Origin of the sequence: Deinococcus psychrotolerans (genome assembly GCF_003860465.1) — a bacterium.
Taxonomy (GTDB): domain Bacteria; phylum Deinococcota; class Deinococci; order Deinococcales; family Deinococcaceae; genus Deinococcus; species Deinococcus psychrotolerans.
In genome coordinates, this window is record NZ_CP034186.1 from 264608 (window position 1) to 278804 (window position 14197).

Here is a 14197-nt window from a genome sequence, read left to right on the forward strand (position 1 = left end):
TGGAATTCATGAGAGAAAGTAAACGTGCCATAAAGAAGCCCGTGAGACCTCCTTCCTTAGAGTCTTTGTATGGTCAATTCTGTTTCTGCTTTGGGGGCCTCCGCAGCCGTCTCGGACACCGAGCGGCTACAGGAACTGATGACGGCAGCAGAACCGCTGTTGGGTTCAGATGCAGAACGCGCTGAACTTCTTCTTCGGGAAGCCCACACGCTGTCCCTCAGCCTTGGGGATGGACAGAATGAAGCCCGTGTCCTGACTCTTCTGGGGCTCACATACTTCTACCGTTCGCAATTTCAGACAGCGATTGATGTCCTTGAGCGGGCACGGACTCTCGCGACTTCCATGCCGGATGCGGGCATTCTGGCACGCATCCTGAACGGTCTAGGAATCTGTGCACAGTCTCTGGGCAACTACGGCACAGCTATGGAACACTTTTGGGAGAGTCAGCAGTTGGCTGCGGCGAGTGGAGACGACTTGGGGAGCGCACGAACGCTTTGCAACGTCGGGATCATCCGTACAGAACTCGGCGAATATGACTTGGCCGTCGAAGCTTTCTTGGAAGTCTCGTCATTTGGCGAGGCCACTGGAAATGTGTTGCTGCACCTGACCAGCGTCGTCAACCTGGCATTCGCCTATCAGCAGATGAAACAGGATGCTCGGGCTATAGAACTGGCCCACACCCACCTCCCCACCGTCCGCAGACTGGGACTGCGTCAACTAGAGGTCGTCTTGCAGGGAACGGTCGCACGCTCTCTGGTGAAGCTGGGCCAGTTGCAAGAGACCTTGGAACGGGTACAAGACGTCATGTCTCTGGCTGAAGAGGTGGGCAACCAGGAGGTGATCGTGAACTTGCGGCTCGCCCAGGGCCTGGCCTTCCAAAGGCTCGGCCGCTCAGAGGAAGCCCAATACGTCCTCCAGATGGCGTTGTATAAGGCCCGCCAGTACGGAATCAAACCGGACGAACGAACGATCTTGAACCATCTGAGCGAGCTGCACGCCGAGCGCCACGAGTGGCAACAAGCATACGAGTCATCACGTGCTTACCAAGTGCTCGAGCAGACGCTTCACGCCGAAGAAGTGGACCGCAAGGCCAGGATGCTTGGCGCACAGATGCAGCTTGAGCGACTGCAACAGGAAGCCGAAGTCGAGCGCCTGCGCAACGCCGAACTGTCGCAGGCCAACACCGCCCTTCAAACTGCCAAAGCGGATTTGGCCCACCGAGCCACCCATGACGCCCTGACCGGACTGGCCAACCGGGCATATTTTCAGAGTGAAGTGGAGCGGGCCCTGAGTGAGGGATCGCTGTTCGGGATTCTGTTCATCGACCTAGACCGCTTCAAGCTGGTCAACGACACCCTCGGCCACGACGTTGGTGACGAACTGCTCAAGCAAGTCGCCCGCCAGCTCACCCAAGTGGTGCGCTCAGGCGATCTGGTCGCCCGCATGGGCGGCGACGAATTCACCATCATTTTGCGCCGCCTGCGGAGTGCACAAGACGCCGAACGCGTGGCAAATAAGGTTCTCAATCAGCTGGCCCAGCCCATTCATGTGCGCGGACACACCCTGCACGTGACCGGCTCTATTGGCGTGGCTGTCGCGCCACACGACGGGCAGGACGTGACGACATTGCAGCGGCACGCCGATATCGCCATGTACCGGGCCAAAAACGAGGGCAAGAATGGCGTGCGGATCTTTCGGCCCACCATGGGTGAAGAAACCACCCAGCGGGTCGGTCTGGAGCGTGATCTGCGTCTGGCCCTGGCCCAAGACGAGCTGGTTTTGCATTATCAGGGCCAGTTCGATGCACGCAGCCAAATGCTGGTGGGCTTCGAGGCGCTGGTTCGCTGGCAACACCCCACTCAGGGGCTGCTCTCTCCGGGGAAATTCATTCAGGTGGCTGAAGAAAACGAGCTGATCGTGCCGCTCGGAGAGTGGGTGCTGCGCGAAGCCTGCCGCCAAGCGGCGCTCTGGGAGGCCAACAGCCGGGACTTTACCATGAGTGTCAACGTCAGTGCCCTGCAGTTCGAGCACTCTGGCTTGCTGAACGCTGTGCAGCAGGCCTTAGCATCTTCAGGACTTGATCCACAGCGCTTGGTGCTCGAACTCACCGAGAGTGTCGTCCTACGCAACCCTGAGGTGGCCGCTTTACAGCTGACCCGGCTCAAAGATCTGGGCATCCGGGTGGCGTTGGACGATTTCGGCACAGGACAAAGCAGCCTGAGTCTGCTGCGTACCCTGCCCATCGACGTGCTCAAGATTGACCGTTCGTTCGTGCAGGATGAGAACATCGCCGAGGGCAGCTCAGCCCGGATGCTGCTCAATGTGATGATCACCCTGGCCCACGGGTTGAACATGCTCGTCACAGGTGAGGGAGTTGAGACCCCTGAGCAGCAAGCCCTGCTTGACGAACTCGGTTGTGACAACATTCAGGGCTTTTTGCTGGGCCAACCTGGGCCGCCTGAAGACATCTGCTGGACGCCGCTGAATCACACCAACAGACACGAACATTAGTCCGCTCCTCTTGAGGGTCACATCGGTGCAGCGTGTTGTCCAACACCTCAAGCGTTCTCTGGGGACGCTCTCAACCAAGGGGCGAGGGCCACTTGGACGGCTTCTAAGATGGTCGCCTGCACCTCGGCCGGGTCTTGTACAGGGTCTTCCCCCTCGAACAGCAGATCCAGCACAGCCGTCACCGCTCCGATGAACGCTCCAGTCAGAGCCGCCGCCGAGATGGGGTCGAGGTCGGTCGGGAAGGCGGCAACGAGGTGACGGGCAATCTCGCGCTGCGCGTCAAGCTGATGTTGCAGCGCCCGGCCACGCAGGGCAGGAACCGTCCGCATCAGCCGCAGCCGCAGCGCCGCCCGGCGGCCCGTCAGATCATCGGATTCTTGGGCTGTGGTGGTCATGGCCCGCATCAAGACCTGTACCGGGCCGTCGCTGGGCTGCCGGGCCGCAATCGCGTCGATGGCTGAGCCGATTCGCGCGTCGCTTTCGGGAAACAGCAGATCTTCCTTGCTAGCAAAGTAACTGAAAATGGCCCGTTTGCTCATCTCGGCAGCGGCGGCGATGTCGTCCAGGGTGGTTGTAGTGTAGCCGTCACGCTCAAAGAGTCGTGTTGCGGCGGCGAGGATGGCCTGCCGGGTGCGCAGGCGTTTGCGTTCGCGCAGAGTCATGCGGCTCATTCTAATCACGGAGGGCATTTCTTCACTTGTTGCAAAAATGCACTTGGTGAAGTATAAAGATACATGGCCCTACCTTGCGTTCTGATTTCCGGCGCTGGCATCGCTGGCCCCACGCTGGCGTACTGGCTGGCCCGCAGCGGCTGGCAACCTACGGTGGTCGAACGCGCGGGCCGCCTGCGCTCCAGCGGCAATCCGGTGGACGTGCGCGGCGCAGCGCTGAGCGTCGCCGAGAAGATGGGCATCGTTGCGGCCCTCCGAAGCGCTTCCACATCCGTTCGGGCCATCAGCTTCTATGACCGTGCGGGCCACCGCTTCGCCCGCGTGCCCACTTCCGCTGGGCGCAGCGCCGCTGGAACGCCTGAAATGGAGATTCCCCGCAGTGATTTGGCCCGCGTCCTGTTTCAAGCCGCGAGTGACGTCACCGAATTCCTTTTTGACGACACCATCACCGCCCTCCATCAGGATGCGGGCGGTGTTGATGTCACCTTCGAGCGCCACGCTCCCCGCCGATTTGACTTGGTGATCGGCGCGGACGGTCTACACTCCGCCGTGCGTCAGCTGGCGTTTGGCCCAGACGAGCAATTCGTGCGGCACATGGGTACGTACGTCGCCACCACAGCGCTGCCAGAGCCGGTTAAATCGCCGCAGGACGTGCTGATGTACAACACTCCCGGACGGCTGGTGGCGGTTCATCCGGGCCGAGACTGCGCGATGGTCGGCTTTTTTTTCTGGCATCCCGCCGCCGCCCCTGATTGCCGGAATCCAGAGGCGGTCAAGCGGTTCGTGGCAGCGGCGTATGCGGGTGTAGGCTGGCGCGTGCCGGAGTTGCTGGCGTAGTTGTGCGCCGCGCCGGATCTGTACTTCGACGCGGTCAGCAGGGTTGAGATTCCCCGCTGGTCTCAGGGGCGCGTGGCGCTGCTCGGAGACGCCGCGTCCTGCCTGTCCCTCTTTGGCGAAGGATCGAGCTTGGCGGTGGCCGGCGCTTACGAGCTGGCACAGGCCCTGAGCGCCAGCCCACACGATCACGGCCTAGCATTTGGGCGCTACGAGGCTGCACACCGCGCCCGTGTGGCTCCAAAGCTGCGCAATTTTGGCTTGATGGCGTCGCTGCTGGTTCCGCGTTCGCGCCCCGGTCTCACAGTTCGTGATCTGGCACTCCGTGTGCTGACGCGCGGTAGGGACAAAAAGTGGTGACATTCGGAGGCGGCCCGGATTTTGAGCTGCCCGGTTCACGTCGTTGACGTCGGAGCATTCGCACGCCGATCTTCTAGACTGCCCCCTTTCATCTGCGGCTACCGTTCAGTGCTATTGCCAGCAACATGACAGCATCCCTGCATGTCAGAAACCCACTGGGCCACAGCTCGGCGCTGGGTGGCCGAAGCGCTGGGCCTCTCCGGCTTCGTGGCTTTCAGTTTAAGCGCGGCGGTACTGGCCCAGCTCGGTGTACTGCCTACACTGGCTGCCGACGCGCTGGTGCCGGGCCTGGTGATCTTGGCGCTGGTCTACGGCCTGAGCGATCTGTCCGGAGCTCACTTCAACCCCGCCGTGACGCTGGCCTTCGCGCTGCGGGGCAGCCTTCCGTGGGCGCGGGTGCCGGGATACCTGGCCGCGCAGTTCCTGGGGGCCTGCGGCGGGGTGTGGCTGGTCTCAGCCTGCGTGCCGCTCCCCAAAGCGCATGAGCTGGTCAGGCCTTGGGGAGCGTTTGGGCTGGAGACGGTCTGCACCACGCTGCTGCTGGTGATTTTGGCCACCGCCAAGCGCAAGGCGGAAGTCGGCTCTCAGGCGGGTTTGGTGATCGCCGGAACGCTGGGGTTGTGCTTGTTCACAGCGGGCAGCGTCTCCACCATCGGCGTTAATCCCACGCGCACGCTGGCCGCCGCGCTGTTCAGCGGCACGGTGCTGGCATCTTGGCCGCATCTGCTGGGGCCGTTTGCGGGCGGCACGCTAGCCACAGGGCTGACCTATCTGCTGCGCGGCCCACTCAACCAGCAGGAAGCCGAGACGGCCAAAGGGCAAGCAGAAGCGGGAGAGGGGTCATCCAGTTAGATTTTCGTGCCTCAGTTTGCCTGCGTAAGAGCCGTCTGGGAAGAAAGTCCGCGAGTATTTGCGGCAGATCAGGAACCGCTCTAAGCGCGGGGTTTGCTGATCTGCCGCCGATTTCCATAATAGAAACTGCCGGGAAGCTTAAGGCCCCGGCAGTTTCTTCTAAGTGGAAAGCGAATTTTCTTTGCTGTGCAGGAGAGCTGGCCGGTCTTTGTCGAGGCAGCGGAGAGTATCGTCTCCGCTCTCAGGCTCTAGCGGGTCTGTTCGCCGCCCTGCGCCGCCTCAAACAAAAACCAGGTGCGTCGTTCGGTTTCGTCGATCAGCACTTCCAGCAAGCTGGAGGTGGCGTAGTCGCGGGCGTCGTCGCACACTTCATGCGCTTTTCGCATATTGGCGGCGATGCTCTGGTTGTCGGCCATCAGCTCACGGAGCATATCCAGCGGAGTCACAAAGTCGGCGTTGTTGTCTTGCACAGTCTGAAGGCTGGAGATATGCGAGATGGAGCGCAGCGTGGTGCCGCCCAGCTTGCGAACACGCTCAGCCAGCGGATCGGTGCTGCCCAGCAATTGATCGGCCTGCTCGTCGAGCATCAGGTGATAATCGCGGAAGTGGCTGCCCGACAGGTGCCAGTGGAAGTTCTTGGTCTTGAGGTACACCGCGAAAGCGTCGGCGATCAGGGGGTTGACGGCCCCGACGACGGCGCTGACCTGATCAGGGGTCAGATCGGTGGGGGTTTTCAGGGCAGCAGGTGCGGGATAAGGTTTCTGAAACGTGTTGGTCTGAGTCATCAAAAGCTCCTTTATAAATAGGCGGCCACTCAGCAGCGAAGAGAAAATGTCAAAGGAATGCTGGTCTGGAAGGGTTCCAGAGGCGTTTGTCCCTCAAGCAGTAAAGGCCGGCAGCGTTAAGTGGAGGTATGAATCTGGCAGAAAACAAGGAACAGTAAAGCTGCGGTGAGAAGCAGGCCACGACCGAATAAGCTCTCCACTTTGCTAAGCGCCCCGGCTGATTTAAATATCGCCATGTCTCTCTTTAAGCCAACATAACTTTTTAGACTGATCCCAAAACCTATTCATCTCGCAAAAGAAAGAATCACTTTTCGCAGCAGTACACTGCCCTGTCACAGGAGGCCCCATGTACAGAGCGGTCAACAGCCACAGAGAAACCCATTTCACGGGCTCGGAGATGGTGCGCGACATCGTGATCGGCATGAGCGACGGCCTGACCGTCCCCTTCGCGCTGGCCGCCGGACTGTCGGGCGCAGTTGCCAGCGGACACGTGGTGCTGATCGCCGGGATCGCCGAGATGGCCGCTGGAAGCATTGCCATGGGGCTGGGCGGGTACTTGGCGGCCCGCAGCGAGCACGAGTCCTACGTCTCGGAACGTGCCCGCGAGGAAAAGGAAATTGACGAGAAGCACGACGCTGAGATTGGCGAAGTGCGGGCCGTCTTTCAGAAATACGGGCTGACCGGCGACCCACTCGAAGCCGCCACACAGGCCATCACCAGCAACCGCACGACCTGGGTTGATTTCATGATGAAAGAAGAGCTGGGCTTGGAGGAACCGGATCCGAAACGGGCGCTGAGATCAGCCCTGACGATTGGGCTGGCGTATATCGCTGGCGGCGTCATTCCGCTGACGCCTTACGCGCTCAATTTGACGCTCAGCCGGGCGCTGCTGCTGTCGGTGGTCTTGACCCTGATCGCTCTGTTTGCCTTCGGGGCGCTCAAGGGCCGCTTCACGGGGTCATCGGTGCTCAAGAGTGCTGTCCAGACCATGTTCGTGGGTGCGGTGGCTTCGGGTACGGCCTTCTTGATCGCGAGGCTGGTGTCCGGCTCGGGCGGACTATAGGGTCTGCGGCTAAGGTTTTTCAACTTTCCAGATGACCGGGTCGCCTGTTCCAACTTCACCCGGCAACTGACCTAACGCCCAGCGCTTTCCATACCCACGCAACCAACAGCGGCTGTGCTCCGTCAGCCCTGAAGGCTGTGCTCAGGCGCTAAGGCGGGTTCTGAGCCGCCCGGCACACCGGCTTCCTCAAACGTCAGCATTTCGCGCAACGTCGCGGCGGCGGCCAGCAGGAACGGCGCAGCCAGTACCCCCCCGGTGCCCTCGCCCAGCCGCAGCCCCAAATCGAACATCGGCGTCAGCTTCAAGTGGTCGAGCTGAGCGCGGTGGCCGATTTCGGCGCACAGTCCGGCGGCAAATAAGTAATCGCGCAGGGCTGGAGCGAGCGCTACTCCAATGAGCGCCGCTGAACCTTCCACGAAGCCGTCTACGATAATGGCCCGCTTTAGGGCCGCCGCCTGAAGCATCATGCCGAGCATGGCCGCGATTTCGTAGCCGCCGAGGTCGGCCAGCACGCCCAGCGGGTCGCTGAGTTGGCTGCCTCGGCGGGCCAGCGCGTCCCGAATCACCTCAACTTTGTGGGCCAAAGTCGAGTCGTCCACTCCGGTGCCGCGCCCAGTGACGGCGGCGGGATTGAGGCCCAGCAGCTTGGCGCTCAGGGCGCTGGCTGGGGTGGTGTTGGCGATGCCCATTTCGCCAGGAATCAGCACGTCCGCGCCCGCGCCGATGGCCTGCCGCGCCACTGATGCGCCCGCCGCGATCAGACTCAGGGTTTCTTCCCGCGTCATGGCGCTCTCAAGCCGCAGGTTGCGGGTGCCGCGCCGGGCGGCGGCGCGAATGAGCTGGGGATGATCCGGCAACTCGGCGGCCACGCCCGCGTCCAGCACATAAACCTGTGCGCCGAGGCTGCGGGCGATGGCGTTGACGGCGGCTCCGCCCGCGCCCGCCGGGGTGGAAAGCAGGAAGTTGCCCACCATGGCGGGCGTCACCGTCTGCGGAAAGGCGCTGACGCCCTCAGCGGCCACGCCGTGATCGCCCGCTGCCACCACCACCGCCACGCCGCGCGGGTGCGGTTTGGGGGTTCTAAAAACGCCCGCCAACCGCACTGAAATTTCTTCGAGCTGGCCCAGTGCACCGGGCGGCTTGGTGAGCTGAGCCTGCCGCTCACGGGCGGCCTGCATAGCCAGTTGGTCGGCGGGAGTAACGCTGCTGAGCAAATCGGCAAGGTGATCAGACAAGTTCATGATGTTTCCTCACTTCATTTCAGGCGCAGGGGCAGGCCGCTGACCAACAGGTGCGCTTCATCGGCGGCGGCGGCGAAGTGCTGATTGGCCCAGCCCAGCAGATCGCGGTAGCGGCGGGCCAGTGCGTTGTCTGGGACGATGCCCAGCCCCACTTCGTTGCTGACCACGATCAGGGTGGCGCTGTTGTGTCTGAGCAAGTCGTCCACCCGCGCCAGCACCTCACCGTCTTCCCGCTCGGCCAGCATCAGATTGCTGACCCATAAGCTCAAGCAGTCCAGCAAAACGGTGGGCGTGTGCGCGGTTTGTAGGGCTGCCACCACGTCCAGCGGCTCCTCAAGGGTGATCCACTCGGCGGGGCGGTCGCTCTGGTGGCGCTCGATTCGCGCCCGCATTTCGCCATCAAAGGCCTGCGCGGTGGCGAGGTAGGTCACGGCGTGGCCGCTCAAACGTAGGGCCTGCCGCTCGGCGAAGCTGCTCTTGCCGCTTCTGGCTCCGCCCGTGATGTAGATGAGCTTGCCCGCCTTGGTCAAGTTAGAGTCTGTCAAGGTTGAGTCCTTCCAGCCACCACGCGCCGCCTGCCCGCCTCAGGTGGGTCACGCGGGCGTGGTGAATGCGGGCCGCACTGAAGCCGAGTGTCAGGCGCAGGGCGGCCAAAATGAATCCGGCGTGGGTGAAAGCCAGGGTTGTTTCGCCGGGTAGGGCGTCGAGCCAGGTCTGCACCCGTGCGTGAAAGGCTCGCCCCGTTTCGCCCCCGGGCGGGCCACTTTCCGAAGTGGGGTCGCTCAGCGCGTCGATCCAGTGGCGCGGTTGAGTGCCGTAACGGGTTTCCAATTCGCTCCAAGTGTGTCCGGCCATCTCACCAAAGTCGGCTTCCAGCAAAGCGGGAGAGCGCTGAGGCTTATCTAGGCCTGCCAAAGTTGCTGTTTGCAAGCAGCGCCGCGCTGGACTGCTCCAGACCTGTGCGCTCTCAGGCAGATGCAGAGCACGGGCCTGCCGTTCTCCCTCCGGCGTCAGGGCGGCGTCGTCCTGTCTGCCAGGATAACGGCCCTCGGCGTTGCGGGGCGTCTGGGCGTGGCGAATCAGGTACAAATCGAGCGTCATTTCGGCCAGCCCGCCAGCGTGATGAGCACGGTCAGGGCGCTGAGTTCAGCCACCTCGATACACGCGCCGTACACGTCGCCGTTGATGCCGCCGCCCAGTCGCCGCGCTGCGAAGGCGGCCACCCCCAGTGCCGAGAGCAGCGCCGCCGCAAATCCTGCCCAAGCCTGCGAAAAAAACAGCGCGGGCAAGGCCACCAAGCACGCCACCGGCCACCAGCCTTCCCGCGAGCGAGCGCCCAGCGACTCGGTTCTTGCCGCCGGGTAAAGGTTCATGGGAGCCAACACCGCCAGCCGCGCCGACACCGCCGCAATCAGCAGGGGCCAAGCGTTCGGCAGCGCCTGAAGCAGCGAAAAGCGGATCAGCAGGGCAATCACCCCCGTCGCCAGCCCGAAGGCCCCCACATGCACGTCGCCCAGAATCCTGAGCCGCTCGGCGGGCGACTTCATGACAAACAGGGCGTCGGCGGCGTCCACCAGCCCGTCAAAGTGCAGCATGCCGGTCAGGGCCAGCCAAGCCGCCACCGCCAGCGCCGCGCCGACTCCCGGTGGGAGGTGCAGCCACTGACAGGCCGCCCACACCAGCGCCGCCCCGCCGCCCACCGCGTAGCCCGCCAGTGGGTAAAAACCGCTGGCCCGCGCAAATTCGCCTTCCCCCACCTCGCGCACGTGCGGCAGCGGCAAGGTGGTCAAAAAGGTCAGGGCCAGGTGAGCTGGGCGCAGCAGGCGGCCGAGGCCGCTCACCACGCGTACCGAATCAAATCTGTAAAAACCAAGCGTCAACCTCAACTCAGGCAACCGGAACCAAAAAAGCGCCCGGCGGGGGCGCGTCAAAGTCGGAAAGTCGGGGATGCTGAGCCGGATAAAGGCCGCAAGCCGTTTCCCTGCTCCTGACGCGGAAGCAAGTTCAGCAGATCATCAATAAGCCCCGCAGTGAGCAACCGGACTGAAACCGTGGCGCGGCCGTGCTCGACAACCGTGCCGGACTGTGCTTGCCCCGTTTGCTGGGAGGCATTTACCGGACTTCTCTCAAGCAGAGCGGGTCAGGTCAAGCGCTGATCCCAGCGGGAGTGTAGCACTCGGGGCGGCGTTCCTCCTTTTTGCGCGGCGTCCGCTGACCGCTCTTCCCAGTTCCGCGCTGCCCAGTTCTGCTAAGCTGCCGGCACCTGAGGTTGGGGAAGTCCGGTGAAATTCCGGCGCTGTCGCGCAGCGGTAATCAGACGGAGTTCTGTAAGCCCGAATGCCTCTCAGGGACGCCCCACACCAAGCGCCGTAAGGCCGCGTGTGGGGCACCTCTCGCCGTCAGAGGGCCAAGTTGTGCGTGCTGCTGGAGATCACCTCCGGCACGGCTCCGCGCTGGCCCCAGCCAGATCGGGCTTTTTTTTGCTGTGCTCCCGCTCTGGCTGCTCTCGCCCACGCACACCGGAGCTTACCCATGCGTCACCCCGCCACTTTCGTTTTGTTTGCCCTGCTGTCCAGCGCCGCCGCCACCACCTACCCGCTGACCGTCACCGATGATCTGGGCCGCTCCGTGACCTTGAAAAGTAAGCCGCTCAGAATCGTGGCGATGCTGCCCTCGCACACCGAGACACTTTTTGCCATCGGAGCGGGCGATCAGCTGGTCGGCGCGGACAAGTACAGCACCTACCCCGACGCCGCCAACAAACTTCCCAAAGTCGGCAGCGGCTACCAGCCCAACATCGAAGCGATCTTGGCGCTCAAGCCCGATCTGGTGCTGGCCGACGAATCGGCAGGGTCGCGCCTGACCGAGAAGCTGGCGGCGGCGGGTCTGACCGTCTACGGCGGCACAGCCCAGACCTACAACGAAGTTTTCGAAAAAATCGCGGTGCTGGGCAAGCTGACCGACCACGAAACTGGAGCGGTCAAGCTGATCACCAAGATGCGCTCAGAACTCAATGCCCTCAGCGCCAGCGTCGTCAAGTTGCCCAAAGTCAGCACTTACTACGAGGTCGATCCTGCGCCGTATTCTGTCGGCCCCAATTCGTTTATCGGCGTGCTGATCGCCAAAGCCGGCGGCCAGACGATTATTCCTTCCACTTTGGGCGACTTTCCCAAAATTGCCCCCGAACTCATCGTCAAAAGTAATCCGCAGGTGATGGTCGGCTTGACGCTGGATGAAGCCAAGAACCGGCCCGGCTGGAACACCCTGAGCGCCGTGAAAGCGGGCCGCGTCTTCAAGGTCACGCCGGAGCAAAACGACGCGCTGTCGCGTCCGGGGCCGCGCCTGCCCGACGCCCTGAGAACGTTGATCCAACTGATTCATCCGGAGGCGCTGAAATGACTTCGGGCGACGAAGCGACCCGGCAGCGCCGTGAGGCCGCCATGCAGGAATTGCAGGAAGCCAACGACAGCCACACCAAGCAGGAAGGCATCAGCAAGGGTCGGCGGGGGCTGATCATCGTCAACACCGGCAACGGCAAGGGCAAAACCACCGCCGCGCTGGGCCTGATGATGCGGGCGCACGGGCGCGGCCTCAAGACACGGCTGTTTCAGTTTCTCAAGCACGAGAATGCCAAATTCGGCGAGCACCGTACCCTCGACGCGCTGGGCTTGCCGTATGAAGGACTGGGCGACGGTTTTACCTGGCGTTCGCGCAACCTGGAGAACTCCGCCGAGATGGCCGCGCACGGCTGGGAACTGGCCAAGGCGGCCATCGAGGCGGGCGAATACGATTTGATCGTGCTCGACGAGTTTACCTATCCGCTCAAATACGGCTGGGTTAGTTGGCCGGAGGTGGAAGCCACCCTGAAAGCCCGCAGTCCGCTGATGCACGTGGTGATTACCGGGCGCGGCGCTCTGCCCGAACTGATCGAGCTGGCCGATACCGTCAGCGAGATTCAGCCGGTCAAGCACGCCTACAGCGCCGGAATCGGAGCGCAGATCGGGGTGGAATACTGAGGCGAGCCGTGCTGCTGGCTCTCGCGCTGGACGCCTGGGGTGAGCCGCCTGCCCGCCTTCATCCGGTGGTCTGGATGGGAAATTACCTCAAGTGGGCGCGGCAGCAGTGGCGGGGTCAAACGCCTTTCCTCCAACTGGCGGAGGGCACGCTGACCTGGACGCTGGGCGCGGTCATCAGCGCGGCGGCGGGGCAGCAAGCGCGGCGGTTGCCGTGGTGGGCGCAGGGCGTACTGCTCAAGCCCCTACTGGCCCGCCGAGCGCTCTTTGACGCCGTCAGAGAAGTCCATAGCGCTTTGGCCCATGACGACTTGCCTGAAGCGCGGCGCTTGCTTTCATGGCACTTGGTCAGCCGCGACACCGCCGAGCTGAGCGCCTGCGAAGTGGCGGGCGCGGCGATTGAAAGCTTGGCAGAGAACCTTTCTGACAGCCTAATTGCGCCGCTGCTGGCTTACCGGGTGGGGGGGCTACGACTGGCCGCCTTCTACCGCTACGCCAACACCGCCGACGCCATGTGGGGCTACCGCACGCCCGAGCTGGAATGGGCGGGCAAATCGGCGGCCCGAACCGACGACCTGCTCAACCTCGCGCCCAGCCGCCTGACGGCCCTGTGCGCCTTGGTGGTGGCTGGGCAGCCGAAAGCTTGGCGAGTCTGGTGGCGAGATCGCTGCACCACCACCAGTCCCAACGCGGGCCATCCGATGAGCGCTTTTGCGGGGGCGCTGGGCATCAGATTAGACAAACGCGTCGTCTACACCCTCAACCCGGCGGGCCGCTCACCCTGTGCCGCCGACTTGCCGAGGGCGCTGCAACTGGCGGAGCGCACTTTTGGTCTGGCGCTGTTGGTGCTGCTCGTCAAAGGGAAAAGTCGTGCCTGAGCTCCTTCCACGTGTCCCACACGGTGGCCCGGGCGCTGAGCCGTTCAGGGGCCTGGATTTCAGCGTCAATGCCAACCCGTATGGCCCTAATCCAGTTCTCTTGAAGGCGCTCCTCGACGCCGACCACACCCATTACCCCGACCCCACCTACTTTGAGACGAGACGCCAGCTGGCCGACTGGCACGGCGTCAATCCTGAAAACGTGGCGGTGTCGGTGGGCGCGTCCGATCTGCTGCACCGCCTTGCCCGCGCTTTTTTACCGGTTGGCGGCACGCTGCTGAGCCTTCACGCCCCGTTTGGTGAGCTGGCCCGCGCCGCTCAGCTGCAGGGCAACCGGATCGAGGTCATGACTGATGTGCCCACCGATTTACCTCCAAACGCAGCTTTGGTCTACGTCGGTTATCCGCACAATCCGACGGGGCAAGCGCCGACTCCCGACCAGCTCAGCCAGCTCTCCGAGCAGTGCGCGGCTTCCGGCGCTTTGTTGATCGTGGACGAAGCCTACGCCGCCTTCGCGGGATTGCCCGACCCGCCGAGGCATCCCCACCTGATCCGGTTGCTGTCGCCGGGCAAAGCGCACGGTTTGGTGGGAGCGCGGCCCGCCTACGCGCTGGCGGCGGCTCAGCTGATCCGCGCCCTCGATAATCTGGCTCCGGCTTGGCACGTTCCGGCGAGCACGGCGGCGGTGCTGGCGAGTTTGCCCGAAGCGCAGGCGTTTTTGGCTCAAACGTTGCCACAAGTTCGGCGTCACGCGGAGGATTTGGCCGAGCAGCTCGGCTTGTTTGGGGCAGTTCAGCACCTCGGCACACCTTACTTGCTGCTTAAAGTCGGAAATGCTCAGCAGGTCAGCGTCGTCTTACTCGCCTCCGGCATCAAAGTCCGGGACTGTACCAGCTACGACCTGCCGCAGTGGATTCGGGTGTCGGCCCGCTTGCCGGGTGAGAATGCCGCGCTGATCGAGTCCATAGAGCATTTGTCGTAAAAGTTTC

General features: G+C 63.1%; 15 protein-coding genes and 1 riboswitch. Of the genes, 9 read left to right on the forward strand and 6 right to left on the reverse strand.

The annotated features are described in order from the left end of the window. The first annotated feature begins 69 nt into the window (after positions 1-69). The gene (locus EHF33_RS19160; RefSeq protein WP_124875212.1) at positions 70-2511 is read left to right on the forward strand and encodes an EAL domain-containing protein; all 2442 of its coding nucleotides are present in this window, start codon (positions 70-72) and stop codon (positions 2509-2511) included. A 47-nt stretch (positions 2512-2558) separates the two neighbouring features. Here the strand turns inward: EHF33_RS19160 and EHF33_RS19165 are convergent, their stop codons facing one another. Beyond that, positions 2559-3173 carry a TetR/AcrR family transcriptional regulator gene (locus EHF33_RS19165; RefSeq protein ID WP_124875214.1) on the reverse strand — a complete coding sequence of 205 codons (615 nt, stop codon included), beginning with the start codon at positions 3171-3173 and terminating at the stop codon, positions 2559-2561. A 72-nt stretch (positions 3174-3245) separates the two neighbouring features. Between EHF33_RS19165 and EHF33_RS19170 the strand changes: the two genes are divergently transcribed. The 3 genes from EHF33_RS19170 to EHF33_RS19175 all read left to right on the forward strand — a co-directional run bounded on the left by EHF33_RS19170 (position 3246) and on the right by EHF33_RS19175 (position 5228). Further along, entirely contained in the window at positions 3246-4019 is a 774-nt protein-coding gene (locus tag EHF33_RS19170; protein WP_338135048.1) for an FAD-dependent monooxygenase, read from the forward strand. Then, the gene (locus EHF33_RS21830) at positions 4020-4376 is read left to right on the forward strand and encodes a Rossmann-fold NAD(P)-binding domain-containing protein (RefSeq protein ID WP_338135049.1); all 357 of its coding nucleotides are present in this window, start codon (positions 4020-4022) and stop codon (positions 4374-4376) included. Positions 4377-4517: 141 nt separating this feature from the next. Beyond that, positions 4518-5228 (forward strand): MIP/aquaporin family protein, encoded by a 711-nt coding sequence (locus tag EHF33_RS19175; protein WP_124875216.1) that lies wholly within the window; start codon positions 4518-4520, stop codon positions 5226-5228. 248 nt (positions 5229-5476) lie between these two features. Here EHF33_RS19175 and EHF33_RS19180 read toward each other — a convergent pair whose 3' ends face one another. Next, positions 5477-6013, reverse strand: coding sequence for a Dps family protein (locus tag EHF33_RS19180; RefSeq protein ID WP_124875218.1), 537 nt, complete (start codon positions 6011-6013; stop codon positions 5477-5479). 346 nt (positions 6014-6359) lie between these two features. Here EHF33_RS19180 and EHF33_RS19185 point away from each other — a divergent pair, with 346 nt between their 5' ends. Continuing rightward, positions 6360-7076, forward strand: a complete 717-nt coding sequence (locus EHF33_RS19185) for a VIT1/CCC1 transporter family protein (RefSeq protein WP_124875220.1) — start codon at positions 6360-6362, stop codon at positions 7074-7076. A gap of 122 nt (positions 7077-7198) precedes the next feature. Here EHF33_RS19185 and cobT read toward each other — a convergent pair whose 3' ends face one another. From cobT to EHF33_RS19205, 4 genes are read right to left on the reverse strand one after another with little or no spacing between them, the layout of a single operon-like run. Continuing rightward, positions 7199-8317, reverse strand: coding sequence for a nicotinate-nucleotide--dimethylbenzimidazole phosphoribosyltransferase (cobT, locus tag EHF33_RS19190; RefSeq protein ID WP_124875222.1), 1119 nt, complete (start codon positions 8315-8317; stop codon positions 7199-7201). Between the two features lie 14 nt (positions 8318-8331). Continuing rightward, positions 8332-8862, reverse strand: a complete 531-nt coding sequence (gene cobU, locus EHF33_RS19195) for a bifunctional adenosylcobinamide kinase/adenosylcobinamide-phosphate guanylyltransferase (RefSeq protein ID WP_241191424.1) — start codon at positions 8860-8862, stop codon at positions 8332-8334. Continuing rightward, positions 8849-9418: a histidine phosphatase family protein gene (locus EHF33_RS19200; RefSeq protein WP_124875224.1), complete on the reverse strand. Its 570-nt coding sequence runs from the start codon at positions 9416-9418 to the stop codon at positions 8849-8851. Before EHF33_RS19200 ends, cobU begins: the two co-directional genes overlap by 14 nt. Next, complete coding sequence (locus EHF33_RS19205; RefSeq protein WP_124875226.1) at positions 9415-10158, reverse strand: adenosylcobinamide-GDP ribazoletransferase; 744 nt, start codon at positions 10156-10158, stop codon at positions 9415-9417. The genes EHF33_RS19200 and EHF33_RS19205 overlap by 4 nt, the downstream gene beginning before the upstream one ends. A gap of 383 nt (positions 10159-10541) precedes the next feature. Further along, positions 10542-10680, forward strand: a riboswitch (cobalamin riboswitch). Between the two features lie 169 nt (positions 10681-10849). Between EHF33_RS19205 and EHF33_RS19210 the strand changes: the two genes are divergently transcribed. From EHF33_RS19210 to EHF33_RS19225, 4 genes are read left to right on the forward strand one after another with little or no spacing between them, the layout of a single operon-like run. After that, a complete protein-coding gene (locus EHF33_RS19210; protein WP_124875228.1) occupies positions 10850-11716 on the forward strand; it encodes an ABC transporter substrate-binding protein in 867 nt (288 codons plus the stop codon). Then, positions 11713-12333: a cob(I)yrinic acid a,c-diamide adenosyltransferase gene (cobO, locus tag EHF33_RS19215; RefSeq protein WP_124875230.1), complete on the forward strand. Its 621-nt coding sequence runs from the start codon at positions 11713-11715 to the stop codon at positions 12331-12333. Before EHF33_RS19210 ends, cobO begins: the two co-directional genes overlap by 4 nt. A 14-nt stretch (positions 12334-12347) precedes the next feature. Beyond that, positions 12348-13208: an adenosylcobinamide-phosphate synthase CbiB gene (gene cbiB / locus EHF33_RS19220; protein ID WP_241191465.1), complete on the forward strand. Its 861-nt coding sequence runs from the start codon at positions 12348-12350 to the stop codon at positions 13206-13208. Beyond that, positions 13201-14190, forward strand: a complete 990-nt coding sequence (locus EHF33_RS19225) for a pyridoxal phosphate-dependent aminotransferase (RefSeq protein ID WP_124875232.1) — start codon at positions 13201-13203, stop codon at positions 14188-14190. The genes cbiB and EHF33_RS19225 overlap by 8 nt, the downstream gene beginning before the upstream one ends. Positions 14191-14197: the final 7 nt, after the last annotated feature.

What these genes read in the sequence shown, in the direction of transcription:
- EHF33_RS19200 (WP_124875224.1), bottom strand. Translation starts at nt 9,418, where the DNA reads ATGACGCTCGATTTGTACCTGATTCGCCACGCCCAGACGCCCCGCAAC.
- EHF33_RS19160 (WP_124875212.1), top strand. Translation starts at nt 70, where the DNA reads ATGGTCAATTCTGTTTCTGCTTTGGGGGCCTCCGCAGCCGTCTCGGAC.
- EHF33_RS19185 (WP_124875220.1), top strand. Translation starts at nt 6,360, where the DNA reads ATGTACAGAGCGGTCAACAGCCACAGAGAAACCCATTTCACGGGCTCG.
- EHF33_RS19210 (WP_124875228.1), top strand. Translation starts at nt 10,850, where the DNA reads ATGCGTCACCCCGCCACTTTCGTTTTGTTTGCCCTGCTGTCCAGCGCC.
- cobO (WP_124875230.1), top strand. Translation starts at nt 11,713, where the DNA reads ATGACTTCGGGCGACGAAGCGACCCGGCAGCGCCGTGAGGCCGCCATG.
- EHF33_RS19180 (WP_124875218.1), bottom strand. Translation starts at nt 6,013, where the DNA reads ATGACTCAGACCAACACGTTTCAGAAACCTTATCCCGCACCTGCTGCC.
- EHF33_RS19170 (WP_338135048.1), top strand. Translation starts at nt 3,246, where the DNA reads ATGGCCCTACCTTGCGTTCTGATTTCCGGCGCTGGCATCGCTGGCCCC.
- EHF33_RS19175 (WP_124875216.1), top strand. Translation starts at nt 4,518, where the DNA reads ATGTCAGAAACCCACTGGGCCACAGCTCGGCGCTGGGTGGCCGAAGCG.
- EHF33_RS19165 (WP_124875214.1), bottom strand. Translation starts at nt 3,173, where the DNA reads ATGACTCTGCGCGAACGCAAACGCCTGCGCACCCGGCAGGCCATCCTC.
- cobT (WP_124875222.1), bottom strand. Translation starts at nt 8,317, where the DNA reads ATGAACTTGTCTGATCACCTTGCCGATTTGCTCAGCAGCGTTACTCCC.